Raw genomic sequence first — 16,318 nt, 5'->3', positions numbered from 1 at the left:
CGTTTGCTGCGCTGTTCATAAGTTACAGCCGTTTTTGCAGGGTTTTCTTGTCTCGTTGATAAATACATGCGGAGACGAGCATGACATATGAACAGCGTAAACAAGAACGACAGGCTTTGATTGGTCACTTACTGACACAAGACTGGAATGTGTTTGGCACACTCAAGTTTGTGAATGGCCGAACCATTGGCAGACATAACGCCAACGCCCTTCTACGCAGCTACTGGAACAAGATGGACCGAGTGCTGTTTGGCAAAGCTGCTGAGCGTCAGAACATGCGCGTGCCCCGCTGGTGCTTTGCCCACGAAGGCTCAGATCACGAGAACTATCACGTTCACTTTGTAATGAAGAGCCCACTGAAGAACACGCAGAGCATGTGCTGTTTACTCAACGCTGTATGGGCCCAGCACCATGCGCAAACAGCGCCATTGGCTAAGAATTGGATCATGCCAGTGCAGGACCGTGCCGCAGTGGCCAGCTACGTCACACACGAGTATTGGCGCAGGGGCAGTGATACTATTCTAGACGAGCTAAGTTGGACTGTAGAGCAGTCCTATTACCTCACGGATCATGCATTGGATGAGCACTATACTCAACAACAGGCACAACGCATTCAAAGGGCAGCCAGCCCTCTCTGGCTTAGGCAAGCGCAACAGGCATTAGACGATCAAAAGGCAGCATATGAGGCATGCAGTGATTTGCAGATGATGGAGCGTGGCTAAGCCCCTTCGCGCAGCAATCACCTGAGCAGTTTGAACACGGCAGATGCCAAAGGCGCAGGTCTTGGCACATCCTTGTTCACGAGCAGTTGTTCGAACTAACGAAGGTTCAAAAGAACACAGAAGATCAACAAAAGCTCAAACGAAGATGATCGAACAAAGACCGTAACACACACAGTAAGATATACAGCGTCAGCGGAGCAAACCGTTAGACGCTTTTTTATGAGCGTAGGGTCGGTGTATCTACGCTGCTCTAAAGTCAGCCATTACTCCACAAGTACATATCGGGGCAACATTGCAGGTATATACACCATCTCCTATAATAAGATATTATTGCATAAAATCATATACCTGAATATATTTTCGGTAGTCCAATTATCAAATTGAACATACGCTTTAGCTGTAACCAAACAGCAAGATGCGCAGATGACACATTTGGCAAAATTAACATTCAAAACAGTCGATCGCAGCATGAAGCGTGATGCCATCATAGCACGACGAGACAAGCTAATGGCAGGGCTTAAAGAACAAAAGCTGGTTCATGCCGCCACACTCAAGAAAGAAGATCATCTAGTTGAGCGCAGCCGTTACTCAGGTGACAGAGCGCAACCTGCAGTCAAATCAAGTTCTGACAAAGCTGCAGCACATGCCTGACGCTACCACGGCAAAAATAGCTGCACTTAATGATCAAGCACGGCAGACATTTGGTGAGTGTCGTGTGGTGATCACTCAAGGCGTTGCTGAGTTGAACGATGATAATGTCGCCTACATTCTGGACAAGGTACGTAAATACAAAGACTTCACTCCCATCAACGATCCATATTTCGAGCATGACTTCGGCTCAATTCAATTTGGGGAAAGCACAATCTTTTGGAAGATCGATTACTACGACATTGATCTACAGATGCACTCACCCGATCCGACTGATCCAGCTGTCACAACACGCATACTCACTATTATGTTAGCGGAGGAATATTGAAGCCAAACACACACCATCTCAACACAAACACAGCAAATCTGCCCTCAACAAAGTGAGCACTGTCACACTGTCGAGCTAGTAAATTTTGGAGCAAACACGCTGTTTGAACATGCCGTGTTAACACGGCGTTTATTTACAAGTGACCAAACACTCCTGTTGCAAACAGCGTGTTTGACAAAAAACTCAAACATGGCGTTTTCAAACAGCGTGTTTGGATTATTAATCAATAAAATCAATATAAAAATATTAACGACGCAGCGCTTTAGGGAATTCACCAAGCCCAACATTCTCAATGTATTGCACCGCGGTTCGCAAATATCGGTTGGTTTGATTGGATATGCTGATGCGTGCGCGCTTGTTGCGCCGCTCAATCTCAAGGGCTTTTAGCGTGCGTTTGGCGCCGTACTTAGACGGAGGCATCAAGTTCGGGCGTAGCCCTGCCAATATGCCTAGATCATAAGCGCGATGTGCAGGGTTAGTTTGTTTGAGATCCCATATGGTCAAAACACGGTGGAGCGTATGCGCAGAGACATTGGTGTAAATTGGATATTCCGCAGTTGAGTTGGACCTAGAGCCTAGCCTAGGCATGATTGCGTGTGCGCGCATGTGAAGTGCTTTGATCTCTTCTTGGATGTAGTGAAGTGGACGATAAGGGTCAATATGATATATTATTTTGTGTTCGTTATCGCCGTGTGCATTCAAATGTCGCTGCTCTGCGAACAGTGTCTTGTGGCCCGTCCACCATTCTAAAAAAGTGCCTTCAAAAATGTTTCCAAAGTCTCGATAAAGACGCGCGAGTTTGCCTGTGCCGCATTTCCGGCATGTTTGCTTATAATCTTTGTTGCGCTTTAAAAATGCCCACCACCAATAATAAATCGAAGATTTATATGGCTCAGCACCTTTATAAGGCATGTTTCGGCTACCTTTGAAGCGAGTATGCGCAAGTTCTGCGTTGTTAGGCGGGGCTGTAACAAAGCTCAGTGCCTCCGCGTTTTCATAGGCCCAGTCTTTGGGCATGACTCCATCTCCATTTGTTGCGTTTGGAGTCAAAAACTAGCCCGATAGCTCGATTATACAAGTTTTAGCATGACACTTAAATGCTGGAGCCCATCACCTGCCGATGGCAATGTTTATTGGCGGCGGGCTTTTACTCAACGGTTTGCACAACCCTGCAGGCCTAAATTGAAAGGAAGAACCATGTCTGTTCAAACACAAATTAAAATTGATATCCACAAGCGGCTAGACGCAATGCACAGAGCACGCGCAACTTGGGAAGAAGGCACGCTGCGCGCATCTAATGATGAGCTCTACGCAATACTAGAGAGCGTGTACGCGCTCTATGCCGAGCTTAAAACAGAAGTTGGAAAGCGCCGTGCGTTTGCGGCTTTGCTAACGGACCTCGAAGTAAAAACACAAGCCAACACCAGCCTGGCGCTCAAAGTAATCCGCTATGTGTTCGCAAACCAAGGGCGCCGTGAAGAGGCCTACGCCCGCGTGGTTGCTATTGCTCATGATATGAAGAGCCCTGATCAAAGCTTCACCAGTTATGTGCAAGAATGCGGTGGTATAGAAGAAGTGCGCCGTGTGTCTACAACTACAAAATCAAGCTCGATGTCTAAAGAAGACTTCAAAAAACTTGCCCTTGAAGGACTGCAGGAAGTCCAAGTTGGTGTGTCGACGTTTGATCTGCCAACGTTCATCCAGCCAAACACCGACTACGAGGAAGACTACGCAGTTGCCCTGGTGCGCTGCAACGACAACGGCACGGGTACCATTGTGTATGGTTGCAATGAAGCCGGCATCATCGATGCTGTACTCGTATCCTCCGGAAAAGACCTTGATGAGCGCGCCCAAGAAAGCATCGCCAAGCTTGATGCAAGCGATCTTGCAACCAAACGAGCACGCGATGTCAAGGAGTTCGCCGCTAAGATGATCCGCGTGAGCCCTACAGCAACAATATCGGCTTCAGGTGACACCACTTACACCAACGGCGCTGCAAGCCAAGTATATGGCTAATTTCTGCCAACCTATGGGGCAGCATTGCGCTGTCCCATAGATCTGCAACTTCACTGAAAGGATCTGAGGATGTCATTTGACCTCAAACATTTACCGCGGACTTTTGCCGATTTAGTAATTGCAAATCCGCTGAATGCGGCTGTAATCAAATCTTATTGCGAGCAACCACCAGCTAAGCCTTTATTGTTGGCTGGCCCACCCGGCGCAGGAAAAACAGAAGCAGCACGCGTAATAGCTCAAAGTCATTTTCTGCGTGCGCAGGATCACTACATGCATTGGGAACACAATGCTGCAAGCCTCGGTAAAAGCTTTGAAGATAAAATTATGGCCGAAGTGAACTATCAAATGTTTGGCAACTCAGACAAAGCGCTGATTGTCATTAATGAGATCGACGAGCTGGATCTGCGCAGTGTGCAGCCAAAGTTCCGTGAGTTCATGGATACCAAACGCCATCTGATCCGTTTCGTGGCAACGACCAACCATAAAAACAGAATAATGGGTGCGATGCTGTCACGCTTTCGAGTGCTGGATATAGATCCACCCTCAAATACGGATTGGGTGCCACGCGTATTAAGTATGTTGCAGGCAGAAGGCTTAAATCCAACACAGCAGGATGTAACGCAAATGTTGCAAAGCTTTAATGGCAGTGCGCGCGATTTAATCGATCTCGTCGAAGAGACAGTTATGGCCAGCAAAGTTGCAACGCTTTGACCGCTGATATTACCCTTAGCGCAATCACACAGCCCAAAACCTCATATAACGTACATAGTATGAGGTTTTGGCATAACTCATTGAAAAATATAAGCTTCAGGCGAGGCGTCTTTTCGGTAGGAAGACCAATACCTCAGACTTTATATTCAAAGCTAACACAACGTTAGGTTTTGAGGGGAGTTTGCAATGCGCCAGGCACAAACACTAAATGAAGCTCAACTACGCAGGGTTATACACTACTGCCGCAGCAGACGTCATCCAATTCGTGATGAGACCATTATACTGGTTAGTTTCTACGCAGGCCTCCGAGCCAAGGAAATCGCAGCACTCACAGTGGGTAACATATTTGATGAAGACGGTGCTGTTCGCACACAGTTCATCTTAAGCGCACAGCAGAGCAAAGGTGGGCAAACGCGCACGGTGTATCTTAATCAGCGCTTGCGTAAGGCTCTGCGCGAGTACGGTGATTATATCCGCCTCGCAGATCCACAGCGCCCGCTGTTTGCCAGTCAAAAGGGCGGTCATTTCTCGGCCAACACAATGTGCCAGCTGTTCTTGGACATATACAAAGCAATTGGCCTCAAGGACGCCTCAAGTCATTCAGGTCGTAGGACCTATATTACCCGTTTGGCCAACAAGGGTGTAGGCGTGCGATTGCTTGCGGCGCTTGCAGGGCATTCGCATATATCCACAACACAGAGGTACATAGATGTGAACTCTGACCAGTTGAGCGAAGCAGTAGAGTTACTTTAGAAAACAGGCCTTAGCGGACCTTCGGGCAAAGTGCAGCGAATGGCGGCTTAGAGCCCAAACTGTGAGTTCGTCTATTGTGCTGCGCGCGCTCGCAGCACCTAAAATTTTGTATTCGCGTGTTGTCATGTCAAACTACCGCGTTAGAGCCCATCGTTCATTTGGCTCGTATAATACTTTTAAACGTCCATAGCGTTTTTCGGACGAATTCGAACATGACAACCCTTAAAGCGCTAATCTAAGAGGTCGTTTTTGCCAGCCATTCTTTGCCTTTCAACATGGCATTCCAATAGATCCAGGGCAGAACTGACTTTTTTAGGAACCATGCGGCGCGCCTTGGCTTTGTGCTGTCCCACGGAAAGCTGGGCATGAGTTTTCCACCATAACCGAACTCTGCCAAAATAATTTTGCCGTGTTCGACGGTTAACGGGCACGATCCATACCCATCATAGGCTTGCGGCATCGCAGCTTCCTTCATCTGCGCAATCAGATTGTCAGCCACAATTGGGGCTTGTTTACGCGCGGCGGCTGCTGTTTTGGCATTTGGGGTTGAGGTCACATCCCCAAGGCCAAAGATATTTGGGGCGATAGTGCTTTGCATCGTCGATTGGTCAACAGCCATCCAGCCAGCTTCGTTTGCAAGGGGGCTGTCTTTGATAAAGTCTGGCGCGCATTGGGGTGGACAGACATGCAGCATATCAAATTTGCGCTCTACCAGCCGCGGGTCTTCGCCTTCTTTGGCCACCTTGAAGGTTGCTATCTGATTGGGGCCGTCGACCTTCACCAGATTATACCCAAAGTCGAGATTTATACCGTAGCGGTCAACATATTCCATTAGCGGAGGCACATAATCTGCGCAGCCGAAGAGGACCGGCCCTGCATTGCAGAATGACACATCGATATCTTTGATTTTACCCACCTGCATCCAGGTTGAGCATGACAAGTACATTGCTTTTTGCGGCGCGCCTGCGCATTTGATCGGCATAGGCGGTTGGGTGAAAATAGCTTTTTCCCCGCGCATTTTTTGAACCAGTTCCCATGTGTAGGGTGCAAGATCATATCGGTAGTTCGAGGTCACACCGTTTCGACCAAGCGCTTCCTCAAGCCCCTCAATCGCAGCCCAATCTAGCTTAAGCCCCGCCGCCACTACGAGAGAGCCATAGGTAAGCACCTTTCCATCTTCAAGCCTGACGCTATTCTCATCTGGTTGAAACGATGCAACGGTCCCTCTTATTTGTGTCACATAAGAAGGCATGACACTGGCCGTGGATCGTGCCGTTTCTTCTTTTTTGAAAACGCCCGCACCCACCATGGTCCAGCCTGGCTGGTAGTAATGGGTCGTTGAGCGCTCGATAATAGCTATATCCAGAGACGCGTCCCGTTTATGCAGGCTGGCTGCCGTTGCGATACCCGCGGCTCCGCCACCTACGATAAGTATTTGATGATCTGCCATTATATTAGGGGCCTCCCAACCCTTGCCCTAACGAGCTTTACAGTTTGTTAATTGGCACTTTCAGGTAGACGTCTCCGTCCATATCAGCGGCAGGCATGTGGCCTGCATTCATGTTCACTTGAATTGATGGAATAATAAGTTTCGGCATTGCCAATTGCGCATCCCGCTTGGTCCGAAAGTCAACGAATTCTTTTTCGGATTTGCCACCACCGACATGAACGTTTTTTGCCTTTTGTTCTGCTACTGTTGTTTGCCAGCAGAACGTCTCACGCGTTTTGGTTTTGTAGTCGTGGCACAAGAACAAGCGCGTCTCTTCAGGCAACTTTAATATGCGTTGTATAGAAGCATAAAGATTGGTTGCAGACCCGCCCGGGAAATCTGCACGAGCGGTGCCAAAATCGGGCATAAATAACGTGTCACCGATAAAGGCAGCATCGCCGATGACGTAGGTTACACAGGCAGGCGTATGCCCCGGCGTGTGCATCACTGTGACATTAAGGTTACCGATGTCAAAGACATCCCCATTTGCGAACAATCTGTCGAATTGGCTGCCGTCCATCTCAAATTCGGTACCTGCATTAAAGATCTTGCCAAAAACTTTTTGAACGGCGGTTATATTGGCTCCTATCGCAATTTTGCCACCCAGCTTTTCGGCCAGGTAGGGTGCAGCAGACAGGTGATCGGCGTGCACATGGGTCTCGAGTATCCAAGCGACCTGCCAGTCATTTCGCGTGATTTCATCGATCAGCTTATCAGCATGGGTCGTTTCGGTACTGCCCGCTGCGGCGTCAAAATCCAAGATGGAATCGATAATCGCCACAGCGTTTGAAGCTGGGTCTTTTACGATATGACAAGCTGCGTTCGTGGCTTCATCAAAGAACGTATGCACCTCGGGAGAGGACTGCCGCATTTTTTAAAACTCCACGACGGCGCGGATAGATTTGCCTTCATGCATCAAATCGAACCCGTGGTTGATATCCTCTAGCTTCAATTTATGAGTGATCATCGGGTCGATTTCGATCTTGCCGTCCATGTACCAATCCACGATTTTGGGTACATCGGTGCGCCCGGATGCGCCACCAAATGCAGTACCGCGCCAAACCCGCCCTGTTACCAATTGGAACGGTCTTGTGCTAATCTCTGCGCCAGCAGGCGCGACGCCGATAATGATGCTTTCGCCCCACCCCTTGTGCGCGCATTCCAGCGCCGTGCGCATAACGCCCACGTTGCCAGTGGCGTCAAATGTGTAATCCGCACCACCGCGTGTCAGCTCAACCAGATGCGCAACCAGATCCCCGGCCACTTTTGAAGGGTTCACGAAATCGGTCATACCAAACCGCTTGGCCATCTCGACTTTACCCTCGTTCAGGTCAACGCCAACGATTTGGTCTGCCCCCGCAAGGCGCAAACCTTGGATAACATTGAGTCCAATACCGCCAAGGCCGAAGACCACGCCAGTTGACCCAATCTCAACTTTAGCAGTGTTGATCACTGCCCCTATGCCGGTTGTGACACCACAACCAATGTAACAAATTTTATCAAACGGAGCGTCCTTTCGAACTTTCGCCAGAGCAATTTCGGGCACAACGGTGTGATTGGCGAAGGTAGAACATCCCATATAATGGTGGATTGGCGTCCCATCGAGCATTTTGAATCGTGTCGATCCGTCAGGCAAAAGCCCAGCGCCTTGGGTACTTCGGATTTTCTGGCAAAGATTAGTTTTAGGATTTAAGCAATATTCGCATTCACGGCATTCGGGTGTATAGAGTGGGATCACATGGTCACCCACCTCTAGACTGGTCACACCTTCTCCAATTTCGATCACTACGCCTGCACCTTCATGACCCAAGATTGCCGGAAAAATGCCCTCCGGATCCTCGCCCGAACGGGTGAATTCATCTGTATGACATAGACCTGTAGCTTTGATCTCAACCAAAACCTCTCCAGCGCGCGGGCCGTCGAGTTCAACGTCCATAACTTCAAGTGGTTTTCCAGCCTCCAAGGCGACAGCAGCACGTGTTCGCATTTTTTCTCCTAAAAAAATTGCTTGATTTTTTCCATGATTCGCTCTCATCATCTGAGAAAGTGTCTCATATTTCAATAGGTACCTTTGAAGTGCATCTAGAACGTCTTATTCATTTGCTTGAAATTATCGCCGTCGTCGGTCGTCCGATCAGCGCAACCGAAGCGCAGATAGCAAGTGGGTTGCCAAAGCCAACCTGCTATCGCTTGATGCAAACATTGCAAGAACAAGGGCTGATCGAAGAACCAAACAATGACGGGCGCTATGTGATTGGTGAACGGCTGATCCGCATTGCTCTATTGGGAAAATCCGACGTGGATGTGCGCCGTGTTGCGGCGCCTCTTCTCAAAGTGGCCGCTACCAAATTCAATGAAACTGTGTTTCTGGCACGCTTCCGAGATGGCAAAGTGGAAATTATTCATGTCGAAACACCGGACGATCCCGCCCGTGCCTTCATCCATCCAGGGCTTGGTGAACGCCCGATGCATGCCTGTTCTTGTTCAAAGGCAATCGCAGCCTTCACAGAACAAAACTTTCAAGACAAAATTTTGCAAGGAAGTCTTCAAGCCTATACAGACCACACAAAGGCGACGCGAGAAGACCTGCTTGCAGAGTTCGATATCATCCGAAAGCAAGGTTTTGCCGATTGCGATCAAGAGATTGACATTGGCATCTCAAGCGTTGCCGCCCCAATAACAATCGGGAATATCGGTGCCACCTTTAGCGTCGGCGCAGTCGGACCCGTACGCAGGTTTGGCACAGATTACAGACATAATATCGGCCGTCAGCTGACACAGCTTGCAACAAAGATCAGCGGTGCCATTCAACTATGCAACGTGGCCGAGGTCTAATGAGGAACCGCGGAAATGATGTATCAAACCCCAATGAGGGGGAATAACTTTAGGGAGGAAGATCGATGAATAAACCGATGAAGCCGGATCCAACATTTCATGCATCCGCAAAACTAGCGATGCAAGCACCACCTGAAAATTTTGCATTTACGGTAATGCTGGGCAAAGACGCTGATCAACACGATGGACTAGCCGTTATTGACCTGCGCAAAGGGTCGAAAACCTATGGCGAGATTGTTCATAAGGTGATGACTGAAACCACTGGGGACGAATTTCACCACTTTGGCTGGAACGCGTGTTCATCATCTCTGTCGCCCTTATCGGGCCATGCATTTTTAGAACGCCGCTATCTGATCGTACCAGGCATTCGCTCGTCGCGTATTTTTATCTTTGATGTCAAAGATCCACTAAAGGCTCATATTCATAAAATTATTGAACCGGAAGAACTGTTCGAAAAGACAGGGTATTCGCGTCCCCATACAATTCATTGTGGGCCTGAAGGGATTTATGTATCAACTCTTGGTGGAGGCGGAGCTGATGGCACAGACGGCCCTCCCGGTATTTTCATCATGGATTGTGAAACATTTGAAATTATCGGTCGCTACGAAATGGATCGCGGTGCACAAGACAAACATTACGATTTTTGGTGGAACCTGCCACAAGACTATATGGTCAGTTCTGAATGGGGTCTGCCGCCCCAATATGAAAATGGCGTTGTACCAGAAGATTTACTGTCAAACAAATACGGCCATTCGATCCACTTCTGGGATCTGCGCGCACGCAAAAACATCCAAACGATGGATTTCGGTGAAAACTACCAGATGGCGTTAGAGATCCGCCCTGCCCATGATCCGACCAAATCTTATGGGTTCTGCGGTGTCGTGGTTGATACAACAAACTTACAAGGCGCGATTTTTACTTGGTGGCGTGGTGATGATGGTGTGTGGCAATCCAAGAAGACGATCACGATCGATCCACGCCCGGAAGATCCAGAAAACCTTCCTGATTTGCTTAAAGGCTTCGGAGCCGTGCCACCCTTGGTCACTGATATCGACCTGAGCCTTGACGATAAATACCTTTATGTCGCCTGTTGGGGCTTGGGCGAGATGCATCAATATGATGTATCTGATCCAATGAACCCCGTGCTCAACGGTAAGGTGCAGCTTGGCGGTATCGCCACCGAACATAAGCACCCTAACGGCAAGGAGGTTATCTACGGACCGCAAATGGTCGAGATCAGCCGCGACGGAAAAAGAGTGTATTGGACAAATTCGCTTTATTCTTCATGGGACAACCAGTTCTATCCGCATCAGGAAGGCGGGCAAATGGTGATGGCGAATGTTGGAGAAGATGGCAGTTTTGCCCTTGATCCTGACTTCTACATTGACTTCCCAGAGAACACCCGGGCCCACCAAATTCGTCTGGAAGGCGGCGATTGTTCCACCGATAGTTTCTGTTACCCCTCTGTATAAAATATGGAAACCATGACTGCGACGGCCCTTTGGTGGGCCGTCATTTTTTCGGGTATATACCATGGCGTAAACCCTGGTATGGGATGGCCTCTGGCTGTCTCCGCGGCTCTATTTGAACGCAAGAAAAGCGCCATGATCAAAGCCAGTGCAATGCTTGCGACTGGTCATTTTCTGGCGATGATTATCATCTTGCTGCCGTTTTCAATGATGTATTTCTTCGTCAATAACGAGCGTGAAATTCGGATGGGTGCAGGCGCGCTAGTGATTGCGATGGGGATCTATCTTTTGATCAATCGGCGACACCCGAAAATTCTAGCCCGCATCCATCCTGCCAAGCTAGGGCTCTGGTCGTTTCTGGCCGCCACTGCCCATGGTGCGGGACTAATGCTGGTGCCTATTTATCTTGGTATTTGCGGGCTTTTAGTGCTGGGCGAAAGTGTGTCAGAAACAGGTCATGCCGCTGCACAAGTGCTCATGAGCAACAATATAACGACAGCCTTTTTAGTGGCCGCAACCCACACCTTTGCGATGACTTTTGCAGGTGCTGCGATTGCGATCTTTGTCTACACTTGGTTTGGTTTGAAATTCATTTCAAAAAGTTGGTTCAATCTTGATTTACTTTGGGCGCTCAGCCTAATTACTGTCGGGGCATTTGGCGTTTATTCTGCATTTTTAGGTCATCAATGATGCCCAATGAACGCTTTGGCAATGTCTATTGAATCGCCGTAAATTCACCGCTGCGAAAGCTAGAAAATGCTGCGTTTGCACAAACCCGGTTTGTCCGCATAGCAGACATCCATGCACAGTTCAGCCAACGGCCGTAATCCATTCGTCATTCGGATATACTTATGACAACAAGATATAAAGATAAAAACTCTCTATAGTTAAGCACTGCGGTGGAGCTGCTGTAAGCGTTGGTCCCTTCACAAAATGCTTAAACGCCCAGAATAGCAATAAGCCCTCGTTCTGACAGTTTATCCTTCTCAACGAGCTCAAGGGCTTTGATGCGAACGTTCGGTGCAACTGTATAACTTTCTTCATGTGTCCCAATCACAGCCAATACCGCCCGCTCTGTGAGAAGTCCTTTGTCAAGCATATCCAGCGCCTTTAGGCTGGCTTCGGTCTTTTTATCGCTTGATTGGTTCTCTGCTGAAAGTGTTCGCTCTGAACCCTTTGTGTCTTCCTCAAGTTGTTCTTCAAGTTCATCGGGGAGGCTTTCCTCAATGACATCACCTACGGGACTGTGTAGATCCTCATCTGATATGGAGAAGCCCTGTACCCGCTCTGCTTTGTATTCATCATATGGCGTGTCATAGCGCTTGCCCGTGAGCATTTCTTTTTTGAGACGGGGAGTGAGATGGCTGTAGTGGCGCTCTATCATCAAAATAGAGGTGCCCATTTGTACAGCCAGCGTGTGCACATCCATACCGTCGTTTAGAAGAGAAAATGTGGCATAGGTATGGCGTAAGCTATATAACGTGCGATCTTGTCCTGTCCTTGGACAGGTGAGTAATCCAGAATCTCGCATCAGGATTCTAAACGTCTGACGCAGGTTAGCACTGGCCGTACCATCGGGCAGCCTGAAGACAGGCACATCTAGTTTTGATTTAATTAGCTGCTCAAAACTCAAATGTGCAATATCTGGGCATCTGCTTTGAACGCGCTTGAGATAGTTTATGGTTCCTGCTCGACAGATAATGTCACGACGGCCTGTTTTACCTGTCACGCTCATCTCAAGATATTTGAGACCCTTGTCTTCAAATAGGCTGATATGTTTCCAGCGCAGGTTATTAGCTTCTGTTCCATGCCGCATGCCCGTGTTTGCTAGAATAAGAATGTAGTCACGCAGCAGATGGCGCATGTCGCGTGACTTGCCCTCTCGTCCTGCATCAATCCAACTGGGCAGTTTGCGAATGAGTGTCGCATATTCTTCTCTGGTGAAGTCAGGCCTGCGCACGCTATCCCGCCCTTTGTTTACCAATACAGGGACTTGTGACTTATTCATGTATCCCCGTGCCACAGCTTCATCAAAGATCCGATTGAGCGCAGAGTTATGGGTATTCAATGTAGACGCTCTTGGCTCTCGACCCATCCTCTCTTCACGCCAGCGCGCAAACTTTTGCAACATCTCGTAATCAATACTGGTGACAAAAATATCACCAAAGAAGGGAACCAGATACTTATCAATAACGATGATGTAATCGCGAAAGCTTTTCTTGCCTGCACCATTCTCAAGCTGCTCTTTCATGGTTGCTCTACATAGTGCAGCCACATCTGCAAACCGCTTAGAGATAACAGGCAAGCCGTTCTTTTGGCGAAAGCGATAGTCTAGGTAAATCTCGCGTGCTGCGTCTTTAGCATCTTTCAAAATACGCTTCTTAGTGCTCACACGGACTTGTCGTCCGTCCATCATAAATACAACTTGCCAGACTGAGCTGTGTTTACGTTTAAAAAGACGAACCTCACCATCCATAAGCGTGGGTGTATTTGGGTTCAGTTTAGGCAAAGTCATCACCGTGTTTAACACTGTGATTCTGCACTCATAATTCTCAGAAAGCGAGAAAAAACTGTGCTAGAGGTGTGCTACGCGCAAAACGCGTCAACCGAAATATTAAGTCATTGCTTATAATGGATTTTTGGTAGCGGAGGAGGGACTTGAACCCCCGACACGCGGATTATGATTCCGCTGCTCTAACCACCTGAGCTACTCCGCCAACGCGCTCGATTTAGGCTTATTCCTAAACTAGGTCAAGTTCATTATCCAACATATGCCGCTTAATACAATTCTCAAGGCTGCAAACCGCTGGGAACACTGATTAAGGCAGCGGCTTTCCCACATAGACCAGCTGCTAGCGGATAGCTTAGCAAAAATTCACACTTTTTTATTAGGGCGCAGGGTTGCCCCTGATTATCGCTGCAAACTTCACTAAAAACCACATCAGCTTGTCACGTTTAAAGCAAATCAGGCTTTTTTATTCCGCGCAAATTTGCTCAACCGTTCAACTTTGCCCGTTCTTCACCGCTGCGTCAAAGGAACAGCCGCTTTTTCAAAATAATATCGCCCTCACCGGCCAATGCGATACGAGAGATAGCCTCTGGTAAGGTTTCATAAGTTACAGACATTCGATGTGCATTGGCATGAATCAACTTTGCTTCGCTGACCATCAGCGCCACATGGCCTTTCCAAAACACGAGATCGCCGCGTTGCAACGCTGCATCTGGCGGTAAAGCGGCCCCCAACGCGCGCTGTTGTAAATCACTGTCAGCCGGGCAGTTATGCGCGCAAATCATGTGACTCAATCGAACAAGGCCCGAGCAATCAATTCCCAATGCGCTGTCGCCCCCCCAAAGATAGGGGACGCCCAACAATTGTTCCGCAACGGCCACCGGGTCTGACGGCGGATTGGTTAACGCCTTAACATGCTGCTTGGGCACCCAGCCGAACTGGGTTTTTATAAAGCCAATCTCTTCTTTTAGGTTTTGGAGTTGACTCCCCATCACCAAAAGCGCTGTGGTGCCCGACTTCATATCACACTGCCTGTAAGAATGGCTAATTGGCACTGAGATATAATGGGTGCTTGGCGCTTGGCTTGAAGGCTGAAGTTGCTGTGATTTTATATATCCAACATAACCATGCGCATGGGCTTTTACAAAACTCCAGCCCGCGTGCTCGTCATAGACGGTTACTTGTTCTCCGGGATAGAGTTGCCGCTGCAGCGCGCCCGCAGGGGCGTTGCATAAATTGCCAAGGCCACCGGCAACCTGTTGTGGCCAGCCTTCAACAAATCGTTCGGCTTGCACCATGCCTTGCAGCTCAAGCGCGGCCACGCGGCCATTGCAGGCTAAAAGTCTGGGATCCCTCATAGCGAAAGAAGTTTCGGCAAAGCCGAGGCCAGCGCACGGATGCCTTGCGATGTTCCCCCCTTCGTGATGCCTGCGGCGGCCTTTGGCGCCCAACCGTAAATATCGAAATGTATGTATTTATCGGCCTCTGCAACAAAACGCCTTAAGAAAAGGGCCGCCGTAATCGAGCCTGCAAACCCGCCTGCCGGCGCATTGTCTAGATCCGCAATGCCAGGTTCGATCATCGGCTCATAGCCCTCCCAGAACGGCAGCCGCCATAGCGGATCAAGGCTGTTTTTACCCGCCTGCATTAAGATCTCGGAAGTTGCATCTTGGTTGGTGTAAAAGGGTGCCAGCTGCGGGCCCAGCGCCACCCGCGCGGCACCCGTCAGCGTTGCCAGTGAAACAATTAAATCCGGCTGGTCTTCACTGGCATAGCTAAGAGCATCGCCAAGCACCAATCTTCCTTCTGCATCTGTATTGTTAATTTCAACGCTCAGCCCTTTGCGCGAGATCAAAATATCCTGCGGCCTAAAAGATGCCCCGGAAACCGCGTTTTCAACCGCCGGGATCAATACCCGCAACTGCAGGGGTAAATTTAAATCCAAAATTAACTGTGCCAAAGCCAACGCATGGGCTGCGCCGCCCATATCCTTTTTCATCAACCCCATCGAGGATCCGGGCTTTAAGTTCAGCCCTCCTGTATCAAAGCACACGCCTTTGCCCACCAGCGTCAGTTTTGGCCCCGTCGTCCCAAAGCCAAGGTCGATTAAGCGCGGCGGGTTCGGCGAAGCCCGCCCAACTGCATGGATCATAGGGAAATTCTGATCGATCAAAGCCTCGCCGATGATCACATCCGAAGTTCCGTGATATTGCGCCGCCAGCTGACGGGCTGCCACCTCAATCTCGGCGGGGCCCATATCAGATGCGGGCGTATTGATCAGATCACGGCACAGAGCCTCAGATTTTGCCAAGCTTTCAATATGCCGCGCATCCATACCGGACGGTGCGATTAAACGGGGAAGCGCCCGTGAGGTTGAGCGATATCGGTCAAACGCGTAGCCTAAAAGCAACCAGCCTAAAACTTCATATTCAGCGTTCTCCAAAGGCAAGGGGTCAGGCAGCTTATAGACACCGCTTGGCAATTTTGCAGCGGCGGCGGCCAATATAAAGCGATTGCGCGCTCGGCTTTGCGTGTCACCCAGCCCCAAAATTGCAAGTTCTGCTTCGCCGCTCGCAGTTGGGCACAGCACGGCTTCGCCAAAGCCGCCGGTAAACCCCTGCTGGGCAATCCAGCGCTGGGCAGGCGCCGCTAGGCGCGCCACCACCTCTTTAACAGTGTCACTGTTGCATAACAGAACGGGAATAGAAGCGTGATCTTCTGATATAAACTCGAGCGTCATAGCGCGCGTATCCTTCGGTTTGGCGCAGAACGCGCGCTTAGTCTTTCCCGCCGCGGTCGCAATTCAAATAAGATGAAGCGGGCAGGGGTTGAAATATT

General features: G+C 49.3%; 16 protein-coding genes and 1 tRNA gene. 9 read left to right on the top strand and 8 right to left on the bottom strand.

The features are described from left to right. The first annotated feature begins 80 nt into the window (after positions 1–80). The 3 genes from UM181_04210 to UM181_04200 all read left to right on the top strand — a co-directional run bounded on the left by UM181_04210 (position 81) and on the right by UM181_04200 (position 1,698). Positions 81–722: a hypothetical protein gene (locus UM181_04210; GenBank protein WQC63819.1), complete on the top strand. Its 642-nt coding sequence runs from the start codon at positions 81–83 to the stop codon at positions 720–722. Between the two features lie 423 nt (positions 723–1,145). Then, complete coding sequence (locus UM181_04205; protein ID WQC63818.1) at positions 1,146–1,373, top strand: hypothetical protein; 228 nt, start codon at positions 1,146–1,148, stop codon at positions 1,371–1,373. Next, positions 1,366–1,698 (top strand): DUF3768 domain-containing protein, encoded by a 333-nt coding sequence (locus UM181_04200; GenBank protein WQC63817.1) that lies wholly within the window; start codon positions 1,366–1,368, stop codon positions 1,696–1,698. Before UM181_04205 ends, UM181_04200 begins: the two co-directional genes overlap by 8 nt. Positions 1,699–1,944: 246 nt before the next feature. On the opposite strand, the gene UM181_04195 is transcribed toward UM181_04200, so the two are convergent. Beyond that, positions 1,945–2,715 carry a hypothetical protein gene (locus UM181_04195; GenBank protein ID WQC63816.1) on the bottom strand — a complete coding sequence of 257 codons (771 nt, stop codon included), beginning with the start codon at positions 2,713–2,715 and terminating at the stop codon, positions 1,945–1,947. A gap of 180 nt (positions 2,716–2,895) precedes the next feature. On the opposite strand from UM181_04195, the gene UM181_04190 reads away from it, so the two are divergent. The 3 genes from UM181_04190 (at position 2,896) to UM181_04180 (ending at position 5,178) form a co-directional block, all read left to right on the top strand. Beyond that, positions 2,896–3,714 carry a hypothetical protein gene (locus UM181_04190; GenBank protein ID WQC63815.1) on the top strand — a complete coding sequence of 273 codons (819 nt, stop codon included), beginning with the start codon at positions 2,896–2,898 and terminating at the stop codon, positions 3,712–3,714. Positions 3,715–3,783: 69 nt separating this feature from the next. Next, positions 3,784–4,425, top strand: a complete 642-nt coding sequence (locus UM181_04185; protein WQC63814.1) for an ATP-binding protein — start codon at positions 3,784–3,786, stop codon at positions 4,423–4,425. Between the two features lie 186 nt (positions 4,426–4,611). Further along, a complete protein-coding gene (locus UM181_04180; protein ID WQC63813.1) occupies positions 4,612–5,178 on the top strand; it encodes a tyrosine-type recombinase/integrase in 567 nt (188 codons plus the stop codon). A 235-nt stretch (positions 5,179–5,413) separates the two neighbouring features. Here UM181_04180 and UM181_04175 read toward each other — a convergent pair whose 3' ends face one another. From UM181_04175 to UM181_04165, 3 genes are read right to left on the bottom strand one after another with little or no spacing between them, the layout of a single operon-like run. Beyond that, positions 5,414–6,628: an FAD/NAD(P)-binding oxidoreductase gene (locus UM181_04175; protein WQC63812.1), complete on the bottom strand. Its 1,215-nt coding sequence runs from the start codon at positions 6,626–6,628 to the stop codon at positions 5,414–5,416. Between the two features lie 37 nt (positions 6,629–6,665). Beyond that, a complete protein-coding gene (locus UM181_04170; GenBank protein WQC63811.1) occupies positions 6,666–7,538 on the bottom strand; it encodes an MBL fold metallo-hydrolase in 873 nt (290 codons plus the stop codon). 3 nt (positions 7,539–7,541) lie between these two features. Then, positions 7,542–8,654, bottom strand: coding sequence for an S-(hydroxymethyl)glutathione dehydrogenase/class III alcohol dehydrogenase (locus UM181_04165; protein WQC63810.1), 1,113 nt, complete (start codon positions 8,652–8,654; stop codon positions 7,542–7,544). A gap of 59 nt (positions 8,655–8,713) precedes the next feature. Here UM181_04165 and UM181_04160 point away from each other — a divergent pair, with 59 nt between their 5' ends. The 3 genes from UM181_04160 (at position 8,714) to UM181_04150 (ending at position 11,661) form a co-directional block, all read left to right on the top strand. Further along, on the top strand, positions 8,714–9,502 hold the full coding sequence (locus tag UM181_04160; protein WQC63809.1) for an IclR family transcriptional regulator: 789 nt from the start codon (positions 8,714–8,716) through the stop codon (positions 9,500–9,502). A 65-nt stretch (positions 9,503–9,567) separates the two neighbouring features. Further along, positions 9,568–10,974 (top strand): selenium-binding protein SBP56-related protein, encoded by a 1,407-nt coding sequence (locus tag UM181_04155; protein ID WQC63808.1) that lies wholly within the window; start codon positions 9,568–9,570, stop codon positions 10,972–10,974. Between the two features lie 12 nt (positions 10,975–10,986). Further along, the gene (locus UM181_04150; GenBank protein WQC63807.1) at positions 10,987–11,661 is read left to right on the top strand and encodes a hypothetical protein; all 675 of its coding nucleotides are present in this window, start codon (positions 10,987–10,989) and stop codon (positions 11,659–11,661) included. A 247-nt stretch (positions 11,662–11,908) separates the two neighbouring features. Here the strand turns inward: UM181_04150 and UM181_04145 are convergent, their stop codons facing one another. The 4 genes from UM181_04145 to UM181_04130 form a co-directional block, all read right to left on the bottom strand. Next, positions 11,909–13,486 (bottom strand): tyrosine-type recombinase/integrase, encoded by a 1,578-nt coding sequence (locus UM181_04145; protein ID WQC63806.1) that lies wholly within the window; start codon positions 13,484–13,486, stop codon positions 11,909–11,911. A gap of 125 nt (positions 13,487–13,611) precedes the next feature. Continuing rightward, positions 13,612–13,688: transfer RNA gene (locus UM181_04140), tRNA-Met, on the bottom strand. A gap of 313 nt (positions 13,689–14,001) precedes the next feature. Next, on the bottom strand, positions 14,002–14,838 hold the full coding sequence (locus UM181_04135; GenBank protein ID WQC63805.1) for an NlpC/P60 family protein: 837 nt from the start codon (positions 14,836–14,838) through the stop codon (positions 14,002–14,004). Further along, positions 14,835–16,220: a leucyl aminopeptidase family protein gene (locus UM181_04130; GenBank protein ID WQC63804.1), complete on the bottom strand. Its 1,386-nt coding sequence runs from the start codon at positions 16,218–16,220 to the stop codon at positions 14,835–14,837. Before UM181_04130 ends, UM181_04135 begins: the two co-directional genes overlap by 4 nt. Positions 16,221–16,318 lie beyond the last annotated feature (98 nt).

Source organism: Alphaproteobacteria bacterium US3C007 (assembly GCA_034423775.1).
Taxonomy (GTDB): domain Bacteria; phylum Pseudomonadota; class Alphaproteobacteria; order Rhodobacterales; family Rhodobacteraceae; genus Thalassovivens; species Thalassovivens spotae.
This window is presented reverse-complemented; position numbering and strand designations above follow the sequence as displayed.